Raw genomic sequence first — 16940 nt, 5'->3', positions numbered from 1 at the left:
GCAGCACCACCGCTGCCTCCACCGCGAAGGTGCAGACCATCACGGTGGGCACCGCGGCCGACTCCGTCGGTCCGGCGCCGGCCGTTGCGGGGGCGAAGAAGGGCGGCACCGCGATCGACCTGGAGCCGGCGGGCATCAACCACCTGGACCCGGCCGAGGCGTACGTCAACCAGGAGCAGGTCATCGGGCAGCTGTTCAGCCGCCAGCTGACCAACTACAAGATCGACCCGACGACGGGCAAGACGACCCTCGTGGGCGACCTCGCCACCGACACCGGTACCTCCTCGGACGGCGGCAAGACCTGGACGTTCCACCTCAAGGACGGCCTGAAGTGGCAGGACGGCACGGCGATCACCTCTGACCAGGTGAAGTACGGCATCGAGCGGCTCTTCTCCAGCTTCGAGACCGCCGGCCCGCAGTACCTGCAGCAGTGGCTGACCGGTCAGTCGGACTTCCGCAAGGTCTACGGCGGCCCGCAGGGCGGCAAGTCGCTGCCGGACTCGGTGCTGGCGACCCCGGACGACAAGACCATCGTCTTCCACTTCAAGACGCCGCACGCGGACGCCCCGTACGCGATGGCGCTGTCCGGCTCCGGCCCGATCCTGAAGGCCAAGGACACCGGCCCGAAGTACGACACCGCCCCGTTCTCCGACGGCCCGTACGTGGTGTCCAGCTACAAGCCCGGCAAGGCTCTGGAGCTGACCCGCAACAAGTACTGGGACGCCAAGACGGACCCGATCCGCGGCGCGTTCCCGGACAAGTGGGACATCCAGCTCGGTGTCGAGCAGCCCGGCCTGACCCAGCGCCTGGAGCAGCAGAGCGGCAGCGACAAGGACGCCGTCTCGCTGGTGCAGTCCGCCGACCCGACGCAGATGTCGGTGCTCGCCGCCTCGCAGTACAAGTCGCGGCTGGAGAGCAACTACCAGCCGTTCGTGGACGTGTTCAACATCAACGTCTCGCGGATCAAGAACGTGAAGGTCCGCCAGGCCATCATCTACGCGTTCCCGATGCAGCAGGTGCAGACCGCGCTCGGTGGCCCGCAGCAGGGTGAGCTCGGCACCAACCTGATCGGCCCGACGGTCTCCGGCTTCAAGCCGTCCGACCCGTACGGCAAGCTCACCAAGCCGCTGGGTGACCCGGAGAAGGCCAAGGAGCTGCTGAAGGAGGCGGGCGTCAAGAACCTGCACCTGTCCTTCGCGTACTCCAACTCGGGCCAGCGCTGGGCGAACGTCGCCACCACGCTGAAGAACTCGTTCGCCAAGGCCGGCATCACGCTGGACGCCAAGGCCATCGACCCGACCGCGTACTACACGCTGATCGGCAAGACGAACAACCCGTACGACCTGTACCGCACCGGCTGGGGCAGCGACTGGCCGAACGCGTCCACCGTCATCCCGCCGACCCAGGACGGCCGGCTGGTCGCGGACGACGACCCGAACTACTCGCACCTGAACGACCCGAAGGTCAACAGCGAGATCGACCGGATCAGCAAGATCACGGACCTCACCCAGCAGGCCGCTGAATGGCAGACGCTGGCGGAGACGATCATGAAGACCGACGCGCCGGAGATCCCGTACCTGTACGACAAGTACTACAACGTCTACGGCGACGGCCTCGGCGGCATCAGCTACAACTCCGCCTACGGCACGATCAACCCGAACACCATCTACGTGAAGTAGTCGGCACCACCGGCGTCGGCCCCGCGGCAGCATCGCGGGGCCGGCGCCACCGGCGCGAGCCGAAAGCTCCACCCGACCCCTCCCGCTCTCGACCGGCGCCGCCATCCGCGGCCCCCCTACGGAAGAGCCCGACCCCATGCTCCGTTTCCTCACCCGCCGGGTGCTAGGCGCCGCAGTCATCCTCGTACTGATCAGCCTGGTGACATACCTGCTGTTCTTCGCTCTGCCGAGCGACCCCGCGCTGCTGTCCTGCGGCAAGAACTGCACGCCGTCGAACATCGCCCAGATCCACAAGAACCTCGGCCTCGACAAGCCGATCATCGTCCAGTGGTGGGACTACCTGATCGGTATCTTCGGCGGTCGCCACCTGCCGCTGGGCAACTGCCCGGCCCCCTGCTTCGGGCTCTCCTTCAACAACCAGACCCCGGTCTGGGCGCTGCTGAAGGACCGCTACCCGACCACCCTGTCGCTGGCCATCGGCGGCTCCTTCATCTTCCTCGTCGTCGGTGTCGGCCTCGGCCTGGTCTCCGCCTGGAAGCAGGGCTCGGTCTTCGACCGCGCCGCCAGCTCGGTGTCCCTGCTGGGCCAGTCGGTGCAGATCTACTTCATCGGCCCGCTGGCGATCTACCTGCTCTCCTACAAGCTGGGCTGGCTGAACCGCGGCCAGGACCCGAGCTGGGGTGCCCACCCGGGATCGTCACTCACCGGCCTGGTCCTGCCCTGCCTGGTGATGTCGGTCATCTTCTGGTCGAACTACAGCCGCCAGACCCGCTCCCTGATGGTCGAGCAGCTGTCCGAGGAGCACGTGCGCACCGCCCGCGCCAAGGGCATGGGCTCGCGCTACGTCTTCCTGCGCTACGCGCTGCGCGGCGCGATGGGCCCGATCATCACCATCTTCGGCATCGACCTGGGGTCGGTCTTCGGTGGCGCGATCATCACCGAGGCCACCTTCGGTCTGCACGGCCTGGGCAACCTCGCCGTCTCGGCCGTCACCCAGCAGGACCTGCCGCTGGAAATGGGCGTGATGCTGATCGGCGCCACCTCCATCGTCATCTTCAACATCATCGTTGACGCGTGCTACGCCCTCATCGACCCACGGATTCGGCTCGCATGAACCCGGCGCACCCCCTACAGCACCAGGCTCCGGACCCGAGGAGAGCCCCAAAGTGACCACAGTGACCAAGCCGGACCCCGCACCCAAGGACCCGGTGAGCACCGACCCGTTCCTCTCCGTCCGCGACCTCTACGTGCGGTTCGCGACCGAAGACGGCACCGTCAAGGCCGTCGACGGGCTGTCGTTCGACCTCGAACGGGGAGAGACGCTCGGTATCGTCGGCGAGTCCGGCTCGGGCAAGTCGGTGACCAACCTGGCCATCCTCGGGCTGCACAACCCGCGCAACACCACCATCGCCGGCGAGATCATGCTCGACGGCCAGGAGCTGACCGGGGCGAGCAACCGCACCCTGGAGCGGCTGCGCGGCAACAAGATGGCGATGATCTTCCAGGACTCGCTGACGGCGCTGTCGCCCTACTACACGGTGGGCCGGCAGATCGCCGAGCCGTTCATGAAGCACACCGGCGCCTCCAAGCGGGAGGGCCGCGCCCGGGCCATCGAGATGCTGGCCAGGGTCGGCATCCCGCAGCCGCAGACGCGGGTGGACGACTTCCCGCACCAGTTCTCCGGCGGTATGCGGCAGCGCGCGATGATCGCGCTGGCGCTGGTCTGCGACCCGGAGCTGGTCATCGCGGACGAGCCGACCACCGCGCTCGACGTGACGGTCCAGGCCCAGATCCTCGACCTGCTCAAGGACCTCCAGCAGGAGACGGGCACCTCCATCATCCTGATCACCCACGACCTGGGCGTGATCGCGAACACCGCGGACAAGGTGGTCGTGATGTACGCGGGCCGCGCGGTGGAGCGGGGTACCACCCGGGAGATCCTGAAGGCGCCCGAGCACCCCTACGCGTGGGGACTGCTCAGCTCCATCCCGCGGCTGACCGCGGATGTGGACGTGCCGCTCTCGCCGATCCCGGGGACCCCGCCGAGCCTGCTGAACCCGCCGTCGGGATGCCCGTTCCACCCCAGGTGCGCCTTCGTCGAGAAGGTGGGCGGCGACCGGTGCAGCACCGAGCGGCCGCAGCTGCCGGACGGGCGCGGGTCCGCGTGCCATCTGACGACAGAGCAGAAGCGTGACATCTTCATCGAGCAGATCCAGCCGCGGCTGCGCTGACCGGGAGTCGAGGAACCAGCAATGAGTGAAGAGCAGCAGAAGCCGAGCCTGGAAAAGGGCGCCACGGCGGACGCGGCCCCGGAAGCGGACAAGGCCGTCCCGGCCCAGCGCCCCGAGACGGGCGAGCGGCTGCTGGAAGTCACCGGCATGCGCAAGTACTTCCCGATCAACGGCGGCTTCGTCTTCCAGCGCCGCGTCGGGGACGTGCGGGCGGTCGACGGTATCGACTTCCACATCGACAAGGGCGAGGCCCTCGGCATGGTCGGCGAGTCCGGCTGTGGCAAGTCCACCACCGGGCGCCTGGTCACCCGGCTGCTGGAGCCGACCGACGGCAAGGTGGCGTACGCCGGGCAGGACATCACGCACGCCTCCCGCAGGCAGCTCGCGCCGATCCGGTCCGAGATCCAGATGATCTTCCAGGACCCGTACGCCTCGCTCAACCCGCGGCAGACGGTCGGCAACATCATCTCCGCCCCGATGGAGATCAACGGGATCAACCCGACCGGCGGCCGCGAGAAGCGGGTCCGCGAACTGCTGGAGACCGTCGGCCTCAACCCCGAGCACTACAACCGCTTCCCGCACGAGTTCTCCGGCGGTCAGCGGCAGCGCATCGGTGTGGCCCGGGCACTGTCGGTGAACCCGAAGCTGATCGTGGCCGACGAGCCGGTCTCCGCGCTGGACGTCTCCATCCAGGCGCAGGTCGTCAACCTGCTGCAGCAGGTGCAGAAGGAACTCGGTATCGCGTTCCTGTTCATCGCGCACGACCTGGCGATCGTCCGGCACTTCTCGCAGCGCATCGCGGTGATGTACCTGGGCAAGATCGTCGAGATCGGCGACCGCGAGTCCATCTACGTCAAGCCGCGCCACCCGTACACGCACGCGCTGCTGAGCGCGGCGCCGGAGGCGGACCCGGACGACAAGGGCCGTGAGCGGATCCGGCTGGCGGGCGACGTGCCCTCGCCGATCAACCCGCCGTCGGGCTGCCGCTTCCGCACCCGCTGCTGGAAGGCGCAGGACCTCTGCGCGGACGAGGAACCGCCGCTGATCCAGCTCGGCGGCAGCTCCGAGGGCCACCTGACGGCGTGCCACTTCCCCGAAGAGCCGACGGTCACGGCGCGGGCCGAGGACATCATCCTCGACCCGGCACTCGCCGGGGCCGAGGAGGCGGCTGACAAGACCCTTTGACCCGGGCTCAGTTCAGCCTCCACTCGGCGCCAGGGCCGCATCCGGACACCCCTTGAACATCCGGATGCGGCCCTGGCGTTGCGCTTGGTGCGGCTGACGGGTGCACAGGCCGCTCACTCGGACTCGGGTGGGACGATCTGCTTCTCCTCCGCGAAGTGGCAGGCCGACGGGTGCTCGGCCGGGCCCGCGGTGCCGCGGAAGACCTCCGGCACCAGCAGCGGCGGCTCCTTCTCGGCGCAGATCTCCTGTGCCTTCCAGCAGCGGGTCCGGAACCGGCAGCCCGACGGCGGGTTGGCGGGCGACGGCACGTCGCCGGCGAGGATGATCCGTTCGCGGTGCTCGCGGGCCTGCGGGTCCGGCACCGGCACCGCGGACAGCAGCGCCTGCGTGTACGGGTGCGTCGGGTGCTCGTAGATCTGCTCGTCCGAGCCGATCTCCACGATCTTGCCCAGGTACATCACGCCGACCCGGTCGGCGATGTGCCGCACGATCGACAGGTCGTGTGCGATGAACATGTACGACAGCTGGAACTCGTCCTGCAACCGCTCCATCAGGTTGACCACCTGGGCCTGCACCGAGACGTCCAGCGCCGAGACCGGCTCGTCCGCCACGATGACCTGGGGGTGCAGCGCCAGCCCGCGGGCGATGCCGATCCGCTGCCGCTGGCCGCCGGAGAACTGGTGCGGGTAGCGGTTGATGTACTCGGGGTTCAGCCCGACCACGTCCAGCAGTTCCCGTACCCGCCGCCGCCGGTCGCCCTTCGGCGCCACCTCGGAGTGGATCTCGAACGGCTCGCCGATGATGTCGCCGACCGTCATCCGCGGGTTCAGCGAGGTGTACGGGTCCTGGAAGACCATCTGGATGTTGCGGCGCACCGCCTTCAGCGCCCGCCCGGACAGCTTGGTGATGTCCTCGCCCTTGAAGAGGATCTCGCCCGCGGTGGGCTGCTCCAGGTTCATCAGCAGCCTGGCCACGGTCGACTTGCCGCAGCCGGACTCGCCGACGATGCCCAGCGTCTCTCCCGCGTACAGGTCGAAGTTGACCCCGTCGACGGCCTGGACGGCGCCGATCTGCTTCTTGAACAGGATGCCGCGGGTCAGCGGGAAGTGCTTGACCAGGCCGCGGACGGAGAGGATCGGTTCGCGGTCGGCGGGGTCGGGCGGGAGGGGCTGCTCAGGCGTCTGGGGACGGGAGGCTGTCGTCATCCAGGGTCTCCTTCCAGAAGTGGCAGGCACTCGCCCGGTCCTCGCTGACCCGGTACAGCGGCGGCTCGTCCGTCCGGCACACGGCCTGGGCGCGCGGGCAGCGCGGGTTGAAGGCGCAACCCGGCGGGATGTGCAGCAGGTTGGGCGGCAGGCCCTTGATCGCGTACAGCTCGCGGCCCTTCTGGTCCAGCCGCGGGATGGAGTCGAGCAGGCCCCTGGTGTACGGGTGGGCGGGCGCGCGGTAGATGTCGTGCACCGGCGAGGTCTCCACGATCCGCCCGGCGTACATCACCGCGATCTTGTCGGCGACGTCCGCGACCACGCCCAGGTCGTGCGTGATCAGGATCAGGCCCATGTTGTACTCGCGCTGCAACTCCGCGAGCAGGTCCATCACCTGCGCCTGCACCGTCACGTCCAGCGCCGTGGTCGGCTCGTCCGCGATGATCAGCTCCGGCTCCAGCGCGAGCGCCATCGCGATCATCACGCGCTGCCGCATACCGCCGGAGAACTGGTGCGGGTACTGCTTGACGCGTTCGCGGGCGGCGGGGATGCGGACCCGCTCCATCAGCTCGATCGCCTTGGCGCGGGAGTCCTTGCGGGACATCCCCCGGTGCACCCGGAACATCTCGCCGAGCTGCTCCCCCACGCTGAGCACCGGGTTGAGCGAGGACAGCGCGTCCTGGAAGATCATCGCCATCTTCGCGCCGCGGATCTTGCGCCGCTCCTCGTTGCCGAGCTTGAGCAGGTCGCGGCCCTGGAAGACGACCTCGCCGCGGGTGATGAAGCCCGGGGGCGAGTCGAGGATGCCCATGATCGCCTGGGCGGTGACCGACTTGCCGGAACCGGACTCGCCGAGCACCGCCAGCGTCTCGCCGGCGTTCACGGAGTAGTCGACCCCGTTGACCGCCTTGGCGGTGCCCTCCCTGGTACGGAACTCCACGTGCAGGTCGCGTACGTCGAGCAGCGGACCGCCCTCGTCGCCGCCGGGCGGCCGCGGGGTGGGTGCCATCAGCGCGTCCGTGGCTCCTGAGCCGCCTGTGGACATCGGAACTCCTCCTTCCTCAGCGCAGCTTGGGGTCGAGGGCGTCGCGGACCGCGTCGCCGAGCATGATGAACGCCAGCACCGTCAGGCTCAGCGCGCCGGCCGGCCACAGCAGCATGTGCGGCGCGTTGCGGATCTCGTTGGAGGCGTCGGAGATGTCGATCCCCCAGGAGACAGTGGGCGGTTTCAGGCCCACGCCGAGGTAGGACAGGGTCGCCTCCAGCGCGATGTACGTGCCCAGCGCGATGGTGCCGACCACGATCACCGGGGCGACCGCGTTGGGCGCGATGTGGCGGACCAGCATCCGGGAGTTGCCGGCGCCGAGCGCGCGGGCGGCCTGCACGTAGTCGTTCTGGCGGGCGGTGATCACCGAACCGCGGGCGATACGGGCGATCTGCGGCCAGCCGAGCAGCACCATGAAGCCGACCACCGGCCACACCGTGGAGTTGGTGACCACCGACAGGAAGACCAGGCCGCCCAGCACCACCGGGATACCGAAGAACACGTCGCTGATCCGGGAGAGGACCGCGTCCCACCAGCCGCCGAAGAACCCGGCGAGCCCGCCCAGCACGCTGCCGAGGATGACCACGCCGGCGGTCGCGCACACGCCGACCGTGACCGACGCCCTGGCCCCGTACACCACGCGGGTGTAGACGTCGCGGCCCTGGTTGTCGAAGCCGAAGGGGTGGCCGGGGGCCGGACCGTCCTGCGCCTTGGCCAGGTTGGCCGCGAGCGGGTCCTGGGTGGCGATCGTGCCGGGCCAGATCGAGATGAACACCAGGAACAGGATGATCAGCGCGGAGATGATGAAGATCGGGTTGCGGCGCAGGTCGCGCCACGCGTCGGACCACAGGCTGCGGGGCTTGGCGGACGGGCCGCCCTCCTGCTCCTCGCCGGGCGGCTTCTCCAGCGTCTCCGCGTCGGTGGCGGCCAGGTCCATGCCGCCGCCGAAACCGCTGGTCGGCGCGATGGCCTGGTTCGGATCGATCGCTTCGTTCGGGTCGATCGGTTCCTTCGGTTCAGGCATAGCGAATCCTCGGGTCCAGGACCGCGTAGAGCAGGTCGACAAGGAGGTTGGCCAGCAGGAAGACCAGCACCAGGATGGTGACGAAACCGACCACGGTGGGCGCGTTGTTGCGCAGGATGCCCTGGTAGAGCTGGTAGCCGACGCCGTGGATGTTGAAGATCCGCTCCGTGACGATCGCGCCGCCCATCAGGGCGCCGATGTCGGTGCCGATGAAGGTCACCACCGGGATCAGCGAGTTGCGCAGCAGGTGGCGGATGATCACCCGGTGCCGTGGCAGCCCCTTGGCGACGGCGGTGCGCACGTAGTCGGCGCGGGTGTTCTCCGCGATCGAGGTGCGGGTGAGCCGGGTGACGTAGGCGAGGGAGACCAGGGCCAGCACCAGCCCGGGCAGGATCAGTTCGTTGAACGGCGCGCTCGGGGACACCGATGGGCTGGTCCATTTCAGCTCCACGCCGAAGACGTACTGGAGCACGTAGCCGGTGACGAAGGTGGGCACCGAGATGACCACCAGGGTGAGCAGCAGCACCCCGGTGTCGACCGGCTTGCCGCGCCGCATTCCGGTGATCACGCCGAGCAGGATGCCGATGATGATCTCGAAGATGATGGCGACGATGGTCAGCCGGATCGTGATCGGGAAGGCGTCTCCCATCAGCGTGAGCACCGGCTCGCCGTTGAAGGCGGTGCCGAAGTCCCCGACGAAGATGTTCTTCATGTAGTGCAGGTACTGGGCGCCCAGCGAGTGGTCGAGGTACAGGTCGTGCCGGATCTGGGCGGCGGTGGCCGGGTCGGGCGCCTTCTCGCCGAAGAGCGCGGCGACCGGGTCGCCGAGCGCGTAGACCATGAAGAAGATCAGGAAGGTGCTGCCGATGAACACCGGGATCATCTGGAGCAGCCGCCGGATCACATAGCGTCCCATCGGACCTCCTCCGCCGCCGGGAGCGGGCGGAGGCCGCACCGGGTCGCCCCGGTGCGGCCTCCGGCCGGTCTCACTTGACCTTGATCTCGTTGTAGACCGGCACGCTGAACGGGTTGAGGGCGACGTCGGTCAGGTTGGAGGAGTAGCCCGCGCTGCCGTTCTGGTACCACAGCGGGATCGCCGGCATGTCCTTGACCAGTTGCTTCTCGGCGTCCTGGAAGGTGCTGACCGCCTGGCTGCTGTTGCTCTCCGCGTTGGCCTGGTTGACCAGCTTGTCGAAGGTCGGACTGTTGTAGTGCGAGTCGTTCGAGGAGGCGTTGGTGAAGTACTGCGGCTGCAGGAAGTCCTGGATCAGCGGGTAGTCCATCTGCCAGCCGGACCGGAACGGGTTGGTCATCTGCTTGTTGGTGATCTTGTTCCGGAAGTCGGCGAAGGTGCCGGTGGGTTCACCCACGCACGCCTTGTTGTTGCCCAGCACGTTGTTGATGCTGTTGCAGGTGGCGTCCACCCACTCCTTGTGCGAGCCGGTGTCGGCGTTGTAGCCGATGGTGATCTTCCCGCCGGGCAGGCCGCCGCCCTGCTGGATGAGCTGCTTGGCCTTGGTCGGGTTGTAGTCGCACTCCTGGCCGCACAGCCCTTCCTTGAAGCCGCCCGCGTCGCCGAGCACCGGCGAGGTCCAGTCGGAGGCCGGGGTGCGGGTGTTCTGGAAGATCTGCTGGGTGATCTGCTTCCGGTTGATCGCCATCGACAGGCCCTGCCGGACCAGCGCGGACTGCGGCGTCGACCAGCCCTTGGCGTACAGCGGGAAGGAGATGGTCTGGATGATGCCGGCCGGCTCGTTGATGTAGCGGCTGCCGAGGTCGGACTTGACGTTCTTGAGCTGCGAGGCCGGGATGTCGTCGACGAGGTCGATGTTGCCGGCCTGCAGGTCGGTGTACGCGGTGTTGTTGTCCGTGTAGACGCGCAGGTCGACACCGTTGTTCGCGGCGGCGTCGTCGCCCTTGTACCCGGTCCACTTGCGCAGGGACATCTGCGTGCCCTTGGTGTACTGCTGGATCAGGTACGGGCCGTTGCCGACCGGCTTCTTCAGCCAGCCCGAGTGGTCGGTGAAGAACGACTGGGGCAGCGGGTAGAAGGCCGCGTAGCCGAGGGTGTCCGGCCACAGCGAGAACTTCGTGTTGAGCTTCACCTTGAACTCGGTGTCGGACACCTTCGTCAGGCCCGAGAGCTTGGTGGCGGTGGGCGTGGCGCCGACGGCGTCCGGGTGCACCTTGTCGTAGCCGTCGATCTGCTCGAAGAAGAAGGCGTTCAGCTGCGCGTTCTTCAGGTCGGCGCCGTAGTTCCAGGCGTTGATGAACGAGTCGGAGGTGACCGGCTGGCCGTTGCTGAACTTCCAGCCGGGCTTGATCTTGATGTCGAAGTTCTGCGCGTCGGTGGAGGTGATCGACTGGGCGATCATGTTCTCGGCCTTGGCGGTCTTCGGGTTGTACTTCTTCAGGCCCCGGAAGATCATGTCGAGCACCTTGCCGCCCTGCACCTCGTTGGTGTCGGTCGGCTCGAGCGGGTTCTGCGGGTCGCCCCAGGAGGCACGGACGATGCCGCCACTGCTGCCGCCGCTGCTGCCACTACTCCCGCCGCCGCAGGCCGTCGCGGCCAGGGCGACCGCCAGCACGCCGACGGCACACCTCACGCGTGTGGCTCCGCGCATCGAACGCCTCCTCATGGATCACAAATGGCATGTGAGTATCCATGACACCGCAATACGGTCATATCCGCACTTCTTCTCCCCCGTGTCGCGGGGGCAAGTGCGGGTCAGAAGACGGCCCGATGGCCCGAGTTCACCCGGTTGGACGCGTCCGGGCGGGGCCGGGCGCCGCATACGGCGAAGCGCCCCGGGGCCGCGACGGGCGGCGGACCGGGGCGCTTCGGCGGGCGCGGAGCGGACGGAGCGTCAGGCAGCGTCGACCGAGGCCGACCCCACCACGTCCTTCTCCGCGGCGAAGTGGCAGGCCGACTCGTGCGCGGCCGGACTGTCCGAGCCCGCGAAGACCGACGGCACCGCCAGCAGCGGCGTCTCCTGCGCGCACCGCTCCTCCGCCTTCCAGCAGCGGGTGCGGAACCGGCAGCCGGACGGCGGGTTGGCGGGCGAGGGCACGTCGCCGGTGAGGATGATCCGCTCGCGGCGCTCGCGGGCCTGCGGGTCGGGCACCGGCACCGCGGACAGCAGCGCCTGCGTGTACGGGTGGGTCGGGTGCTCGTAGATCTCGGTGTCGGTGCCGATCTCCGCCATCCGTCCCAGGTACATCACGCCGACCCGGTCGGAGATGTGCCGCACGATTGACAGGTCGTGCGCGATGAAGACGTAGGACAGGCCGAACTCGTCCTGGAGCTTCTCCATCAGGTTGACCACCTGCGCCTGCACCGAGACGTCCAGCGCGGACACCGGCTCGTCGCAGATGATGATCTCCGGGTTGAGGGCGAGGCCGCGGGCGATGCCGATCCGCTGCCGCTGGCCGCCGGAGAACTGGTGCGGGTAACGGTTGATGTACTCGGGGTTCAGCCCGACCACGTCCAGCAGCTCGCGCACCCGGGCCCGCCGGTCGCCCTTCGGCGCCACCTCGGGGTGGATGTCGAAGGGCTCGCCGATGATGTCGCCGACCGTCATCCGCGGGTTCAGCGAGGTGTAGGGGTCCTGGAAGACCATCTGGATGTTGCGGCGCACCGCCTTCAGCGCCCGGCCCGAGAGCCGGGTGATGTCCTCACCCTTGTAGAACACCTCGCCGGAGGTGGCCTGCTCCAGGTTCATCAGCAGCTTGGCCACGGTGGACTTGCCGCAACCGGACTCGCCGACGATGCCGAGGGTCTCCCCCGCGTACAGGTCGAAGGAGATGCCGTCGACCGCCTTGACGGCGCCGATCTCCTTCTTGAACAGGATGCCGCGGGTCAGCGGGAAGTGCTTCACCAGGTTGCGGACCTGGAGGATGGGCTTGCGGGAGGCGGGCTCGCGGGTCAGCGGCTCAGTCACCGATCGTCTCCTTCCAGAAGTGGCAGGCACTGCCCCGCTCGGCGCCGACCGGGTGCAGCAGCGGCACGTCGGTGGCGCACACGTCCTGTGCCATCGGGCAGCGCGGATGGAACGCGCAGCCGCCGGGGATACGGGTCAGGTTGGGCGGCAGGCCCTTGATCGCGTAGAGCTCCTGCCCCTTCTGGTCCAGCCGCGGGATCGACCGGAGCAGGCCCTTGGTGTAGGGGTGCGCGGGCCTGGCGTAGATGTCGTGCACCGGCGAGGTCTCCACGATCCGCCCGGCGTACATCACCGCGATCTTGTCGGCGACGTCCGCGACCACGCCCAGGTCGTGCGTGATCAGGATCAGGCCCATGTTGTACTCGCGCTGCAACTCCGCGAGCAGGTCCATCACCTGCGCCTGCACCGTCACGTCCAGCGCCGTGGTCGGCTCGTCCGCGATGATCAGCTCCGGCTCCAGGGCCAGTGCCATCGCGATCATGATGCGCTGGCGCATGCCGCCGGAGAACTGGTGCGGGTAGTCGCCGATCCGTTCCTTCGCGGCCGGGATGCGCACCCGGTCCATCAGCTCGATCGACTTCGCCCGGGCCTGCTTGCGGGACATGCCCTGGTGCACCCGGAACATCTCGCCGAGCTGGTAGCCCACGCTGAGCACCGGGTTGAGCGAGGACAGCGCGTCCTGGAAGATCATCGCGATCTTCCGGCCGCGGATCTTCCGCCGCTGCTCGGCGGACATCGTGAGCATGTCCTGGCCGTGGAAGAGGATCTCGCCCTGCGTGATCCGGCCGGGCGGCATGTCGAGGATGCCCATGATCGTCTGGGCGGTGACCGACTTGCCGGAGCCGGACTCGCCGAGCACCGCCAGCGTCTCGCCGGCGTTCACGGAGTAGTCCACGCCGTTGACGGCGCGCGCGACTCCGTCGCGGGTGTGGAACTCCACGTGCAGGTCGCGTACTTCCAGCAGCGGGGTGGTGGACACGGGCGCCGCGGCGCCCGTCCTCTCGTCGGTGACAGTCAACGTGACGCCTCCTAGCGCAGCTTGGGGTCGAGGGCGTCGCGGACCGCGTCGCCGAGCATGATGAACGCCAGCACCGTCAGGCTCAGCGCGCCGGCCGGCCACAGCAGCATGTGCGGCGCGTTGCGGATCTGGCTGGACGCCTGGGAGATGTCGATGCCCCAGGAGACCGCCGGCGGCTTCAGGCCCACGCCGAGGAACGACAGCGTCGCCTCCAGCGAGATGTACGTGCCCAGCGCGATGGTGGCCACCACGATGATCGGGGCGAGCGCGTTGGGCGCGATGTGCCGCAGCAGCATCCGGGTGTTGCTCGCGCCGAGCGCGCGAGCGGCCTGCACGTAGTCCTGCTGCTTGGCGGTGATCACCGCGCCGCGGGCGATCCGGGCGATCTGCGGCCAGCCGAGCAGCACCATGAACACCGAGACGGTGGTGACGGTGCCGCCCTTGACCACGGACAGGAACACCACGCCGCCGAGCAGGATCGGGATGCCGAAGAAGATGTCGCTGATCCGGGAGAGGACCGCGTCCCACCAGCCGCCGAAGAACCCGGCGAGCCCGCCGAGCAGCGAGCCGAGCACCGCGACCCCGAGGGTGGAGAAGATGCCGACCGACACCGAGGCGCGCGCGCCGTACACGGTGCGGGTGTAGACGTCGCAGCCCTGCGTGTCGAAGCCGAACGGGTGGCCGGAGGTCGGCCCCATCTGGGACTTGGCCAGGTCGCAGGAGAGCGGGTTGCCGCTCGCGATGAGGCCCGGCCAGATCGAGATGACGATCAGGAAGAGGATCAGCAGGCCGGATATGTAGAACATCGGCTTGCGGCTGAGGTCGTGCCAGGCGTCGGAGCGCAGGCTGCGCGCCTTCTCGCCCTCCTTCCGCAGGCCGGGCGCCGCCGCGGCGACCGCGGGGGCGTCCGCGACCGCGGTCGCGGACGACTGGCTGTCGGTCGTCTCAGGCATAACGAATCCTCGGGTCCAGGACCGCGTAGAGCAGGTCGACGATCAGGTTCGCGGCGAGGAAGATGATCACCAGGATGGTGACGAAGCCGACCACCGTGGGCGGGTTCTGCCGCAGGATGCCCTGGTAGAGCTGGTAGCCGACACCGTGGATGTTGAAGATCCGCTCGGTGACGACGGCGCCGGCCATCAGGCCGCCGATGTCGGTGCCGAGGAAGGTCACCACGGGTATCAGCGAGTTGCGCAGCAGGTGGACGGTGACCACCCGGCGCCGGGGCAGGCCCTTGGCGACGGCGGTGCGCAGGTAGTCGGCGCGGGAGTTCTCCGCCACCGAGGTGCGGGTCAGCCGGGCCACGTAGGCCAGGGAGACACCGGCCAGCACCACGCCGGGCATGATCAGGTCGCCGATCGGGGCGCCCTCGGCGACCGCCGGGTTGGCGACGTGCCACTTCACGCCGAGGAAGTACTGGAGCACGTACCCCGTCACGAAGGTGGGGACCGCCACCACGATCAGGGTGAACGCCAGGACGCCGGAGTCGGCGAGCCGGCCGCGCCGCAGGCCCGCGATGAGGCCGAGGCCGACACCGGCCACCGCCTCGATCACGAAGGCGACCAGGGTCAGCCGGATGGTGACCGGGAAGGCGCTGCCCATCAGCTGCGTGACCGGCTGGCCGCTGGCCGAGGTGCCGAAGTCACCGGTGAAGATCTGCTTCATGTAGTGGACGTACTGGGCCGGCAGCGAGTGGTCCAGGTACATCGCGTGCCTGATCTGCGCGGCGGTGGCCGGGTCGGGGGCCTTGTCGCCGAACATGGCCGCCACGGGGTCACCGAGTGCGTAGACCATGACGAAGATCAGAAACGTCGTGCCGATGAAGACCGGCACCATCTGGAGCAGTCGCCTGATGACGTAGCGCCCCATGTGTCCTCCAGGGATCGGACCAGACAGTGGTGCGCGCCCGCCCCGGGGTCACCGGGGCGGGCGCACCGCATCAGGTCAGTTGTTGACCGTGATGTCGGTGTAGACGGGGTAGCTGAACGCGTTCTCGGTCACGTGGGAGACGCGCGAGGACCAGCCGGCTTCGCCGTTCTGGTACCAGAGCGGGATCACCGGCATGTCCTTGAACAGCAGCTTCTCGGCCTGCTGGTACAGCTCCGTCGCCTTCGCGGTGTCCGGCTCGGCGTTGGCCTGCTTGAGCAGCGCGTCGAACTGGGGGTTGCTGTAGTGCGAGTCGTTCGAGCTGCCGCCGGTCGCGTAGAGCGGCGTCAGGAAGTCGTCGATCAGCGGGTAGTCCATCTGCCAGCCGGACCGGAACGGGTTGGTCATCTCACCCTTGGTGATCTGGTTCCGGAAGTCGGCGAAGGTGCCGGTGGGGGCGCCGACGCAGGCCTTGTTGTTGCCCAGCACGTTGTTGATGCTGTTGCAGACCGCGTCCACCCACTCCTTGTGCGAGCCGGAGTCGGCGTTGTAGCCGATGGTCATGTGACCGCCGGGGATGCCGCCGCCCTCCTTGATCAGCTCGCGCGCCTTCGTCGGGTTGTACGTCACGGAGTCGCCGGCGATGGTCGCGCTGTAGCCGCCCGCCGCGCCGAGCACCGGCGAGGTGAGGTCGCCGGCCGGGGTACGGGTGCCCTGGAAGATCTTCTGCGTGATGGTCTTGCGGTCGATCGCCATCGACAGGCCGAGCCGGACCTTGTCCATGCCGGGCGCGTTCCACGCCTTCTGGTTCAGCGGGAACGACACGGTCTGGATGATGCCGGCCGGCTGGTTGAGCAGGCGGCCGTCCAGGTCGGACTTGGCGTGCGAGAGCTGCTCGGCCGGGATGTCGTCCAGCACGTCCAGGTTGCCGGCCTGCAGGTCGGCGTAGGCGGTGTTGGAGTCCGTGTAGACCTTGAGCAGCACGCCCTTGTTCTTCGGCTTGCTCGGGCCGGTGTAGTACGGGTTGGGGACCAGCTTCATGCTGGAGCCCTTGTCGTACGACACGACCTTGTACGGGCCGTCGCCGACCGGCTTGTCGAGGTAGCCGGCGTGGTCGGTGAAGAAGGACTTCGGCAGCGGCGCGAACGCCTTGTAGCCGAGCCGGTCCGGCCAGGTGGAGAACTTCTGCGTGAGCTTGACGGTGAAGGTGCCGTTGTCCACGACCTTCAGGCCGGACATGGTCTTCGCGGTCGGCGCGCCCGTGGCCGGGTGCACCTGGTCGTAGCCGGCGATGTCCTCGAAGAAGTACGCGTTGAGCTGCTTGTTGGTCAGCAGCGCGCCGTAGTTCCAGGCGTCGACGAAGGAACTGGCGGTGACGGGCGTGCCGTCGGAGAACTTCAGGCCCGGCTTGAGCTTGACCGTGAAGTTCTGCTGGTCGTTCGTGGTGATCGACTGGGCCGCCTCAAGGTTGGCCTTGCCCGTCGTGGGGTCGTACTCCTTGAGGTCCATGAAGATCATGTCCAGGACCTTGCCGCCCTGCACCTCGTTGGTGTTCGCCGGCTCCAGCGGGTTCTGCGGGTCGCCCCACCACGCCCGGACGATCCCGTCGTTCGAACCACCGGCGTCACTGGAACCACCGGAACCGCAGGCGGTCGCGGCCAGTGCGACAACCGCCGCCCCTACGACCCACTTGGCGCTCTTGGCACCGCGCATGGGTATGCCTCCTCAGGAGTCACTGTCGATACG

14 protein-coding genes are annotated in these 16940 nt (G+C 68.4%); 4 read left to right on the top strand and 10 right to left on the bottom strand.

Going from position 1 to position 16940, the window contains the following annotated elements; genetic code table 11:
- Nucleotides 1-29 precede the first annotated feature (29 nt).
- From C4U44_RS04675 to C4U44_RS04660, 4 genes are all read left to right on the top strand, one after another.
- Nucleotides 30-1679 carry an ABC transporter substrate-binding protein gene (locus tag C4U44_RS04675; protein WP_235031808.1) on the top strand — a complete coding sequence of 550 codons (1650 nt, stop codon included), beginning with the start codon at nucleotides 30-32 and terminating at the stop codon, nucleotides 1677-1679.
- A gap of 136 nt (nucleotides 1680-1815) precedes the next feature.
- Nucleotides 1816-2793: an ABC transporter permease gene (locus C4U44_RS04670; protein WP_103884324.1), complete on the top strand. Its 978-nt coding sequence runs from the start codon at nucleotides 1816-1818 to the stop codon at nucleotides 2791-2793.
- Between the two features lie 52 nt (nucleotides 2794-2845).
- Nucleotides 2846-3910 carry an ABC transporter ATP-binding protein gene (locus C4U44_RS04665; protein WP_103884323.1) on the top strand — a complete coding sequence of 355 codons (1065 nt, stop codon included), beginning with the start codon at nucleotides 2846-2848 and terminating at the stop codon, nucleotides 3908-3910.
- Between the two features lie 21 nt (nucleotides 3911-3931).
- On the top strand, nucleotides 3932-5095 hold the full coding sequence (locus C4U44_RS04660; RefSeq protein WP_103884322.1) for an ABC transporter ATP-binding protein: 1164 nt from the start codon (nucleotides 3932-3934) through the stop codon (nucleotides 5093-5095).
- Between the two features lie 113 nt (nucleotides 5096-5208).
- On the opposite strand, the gene C4U44_RS04655 is transcribed toward C4U44_RS04660, so the two are convergent.
- From C4U44_RS04655 to C4U44_RS04610, 10 genes are all read right to left on the bottom strand, one after another.
- Nucleotides 5209-6300: an ABC transporter ATP-binding protein gene (locus C4U44_RS04655; RefSeq protein ID WP_103884321.1), complete on the bottom strand. Its 1092-nt coding sequence runs from the start codon at nucleotides 6298-6300 to the stop codon at nucleotides 5209-5211.
- Nucleotides 6269-7309, bottom strand: coding sequence for an ABC transporter ATP-binding protein (locus tag C4U44_RS04650; protein ID WP_103884745.1), 1041 nt, complete (start codon nucleotides 7307-7309; stop codon nucleotides 6269-6271). Before C4U44_RS04650 ends, C4U44_RS04655 begins: the two co-directional genes overlap by 32 nt.
- Before the next feature lie 52 nt (nucleotides 7310-7361).
- Entirely contained in the window at nucleotides 7362-8369 is a 1008-nt protein-coding gene (locus tag C4U44_RS04645) for an ABC transporter permease (protein ID WP_103884320.1), read from the bottom strand.
- Nucleotides 8362-9285, bottom strand: a complete 924-nt coding sequence (locus C4U44_RS04640; protein WP_103884319.1) for an ABC transporter permease — start codon at nucleotides 9283-9285, stop codon at nucleotides 8362-8364. Before C4U44_RS04640 ends, C4U44_RS04645 begins: the two co-directional genes overlap by 8 nt.
- A gap of 70 nt (nucleotides 9286-9355) precedes the next feature.
- Complete coding sequence (locus tag C4U44_RS04635) at nucleotides 9356-10993, bottom strand: peptide ABC transporter substrate-binding protein (RefSeq protein WP_103884318.1); 1638 nt, start codon at nucleotides 10991-10993, stop codon at nucleotides 9356-9358.
- A 243-nt stretch (nucleotides 10994-11236) separates the two neighbouring features.
- Nucleotides 11237-12310, bottom strand: coding sequence for an ABC transporter ATP-binding protein (locus C4U44_RS04630; RefSeq protein ID WP_322973553.1), 1074 nt, complete (start codon nucleotides 12308-12310; stop codon nucleotides 11237-11239).
- Complete coding sequence (locus C4U44_RS04625; protein WP_103884317.1) at nucleotides 12303-13328, bottom strand: ABC transporter ATP-binding protein; 1026 nt, start codon at nucleotides 13326-13328, stop codon at nucleotides 12303-12305. Before C4U44_RS04625 ends, C4U44_RS04630 begins: the two co-directional genes overlap by 8 nt.
- An 11-nt stretch (nucleotides 13329-13339) precedes the next feature.
- On the bottom strand, nucleotides 13340-14281 hold the full coding sequence (locus C4U44_RS04620) for an ABC transporter permease (RefSeq protein ID WP_103884316.1): 942 nt from the start codon (nucleotides 14279-14281) through the stop codon (nucleotides 13340-13342).
- A complete protein-coding gene (locus tag C4U44_RS04615) occupies nucleotides 14274-15197 on the bottom strand; it encodes an ABC transporter permease (protein ID WP_103884315.1) in 924 nt (307 codons plus the stop codon). The genes C4U44_RS04620 and C4U44_RS04615 overlap by 8 nt, the downstream gene beginning before the upstream one ends.
- 75 nt (nucleotides 15198-15272) lie before the next feature.
- Nucleotides 15273-16907: a peptide ABC transporter substrate-binding protein gene (locus C4U44_RS04610; protein WP_103884314.1), complete on the bottom strand. Its 1635-nt coding sequence runs from the start codon at nucleotides 16905-16907 to the stop codon at nucleotides 15273-15275.
- Nucleotides 16908-16940: the final 33 nt, after the last annotated feature.

It is taken from the genome of Actinacidiphila yanglinensis (assembly GCF_900107965.1).
Taxonomy (GTDB): domain Bacteria; phylum Actinomycetota; class Actinomycetes; order Streptomycetales; family Streptomycetaceae; genus Actinacidiphila; species Actinacidiphila yanglinensis.
This window is presented reverse-complemented; position numbering and strand designations above follow the sequence as displayed.

What these genes read in the sequence shown, in the direction of transcription:
- C4U44_RS04645 (WP_103884320.1), bottom strand. Translation starts at nt 8,369, where the DNA reads ATGCCTGAACCGAAGGAACCGATCGACCCGAACGAAGCGATCGATCCG.
- C4U44_RS04615 (WP_103884315.1), bottom strand. Translation starts at nt 15,197, where the DNA reads ATGGGGCGCTACGTCATCAGGCGACTGCTCCAGATGGTGCCGGTCTTC.
- C4U44_RS04610 (WP_103884314.1), bottom strand. Translation starts at nt 16,907, where the DNA reads ATGCGCGGTGCCAAGAGCGCCAAGTGGGTCGTAGGGGCGGCGGTTGTC.
- C4U44_RS04655 (WP_103884321.1), bottom strand. Translation starts at nt 6,300, where the DNA reads ATGACGACAGCCTCCCGTCCCCAGACGCCTGAGCAGCCCCTCCCGCCC.
- C4U44_RS04620 (WP_103884316.1), bottom strand. Translation starts at nt 14,281, where the DNA reads ATGCCTGAGACGACCGACAGCCAGTCGTCCGCGACCGCGGTCGCGGAC.
- C4U44_RS04640 (WP_103884319.1), bottom strand. Translation starts at nt 9,285, where the DNA reads ATGGGACGCTATGTGATCCGGCGGCTGCTCCAGATGATCCCGGTGTTC.
- C4U44_RS04670 (WP_103884324.1), top strand. Translation starts at nt 1,816, where the DNA reads ATGCTCCGTTTCCTCACCCGCCGGGTGCTAGGCGCCGCAGTCATCCTC.
- C4U44_RS04635 (WP_103884318.1), bottom strand. Translation starts at nt 10,993, where the DNA reads ATGCGCGGAGCCACACGCGTGAGGTGTGCCGTCGGCGTGCTGGCGGTC.
- C4U44_RS04660 (WP_103884322.1), top strand. Translation starts at nt 3,932, where the DNA reads ATGAGTGAAGAGCAGCAGAAGCCGAGCCTGGAAAAGGGCGCCACGGCG.
- C4U44_RS04650 (WP_103884745.1), bottom strand. Translation starts at nt 7,309, where the DNA reads ATGGCACCCACCCCGCGGCCGCCCGGCGGCGACGAGGGCGGTCCGCTG.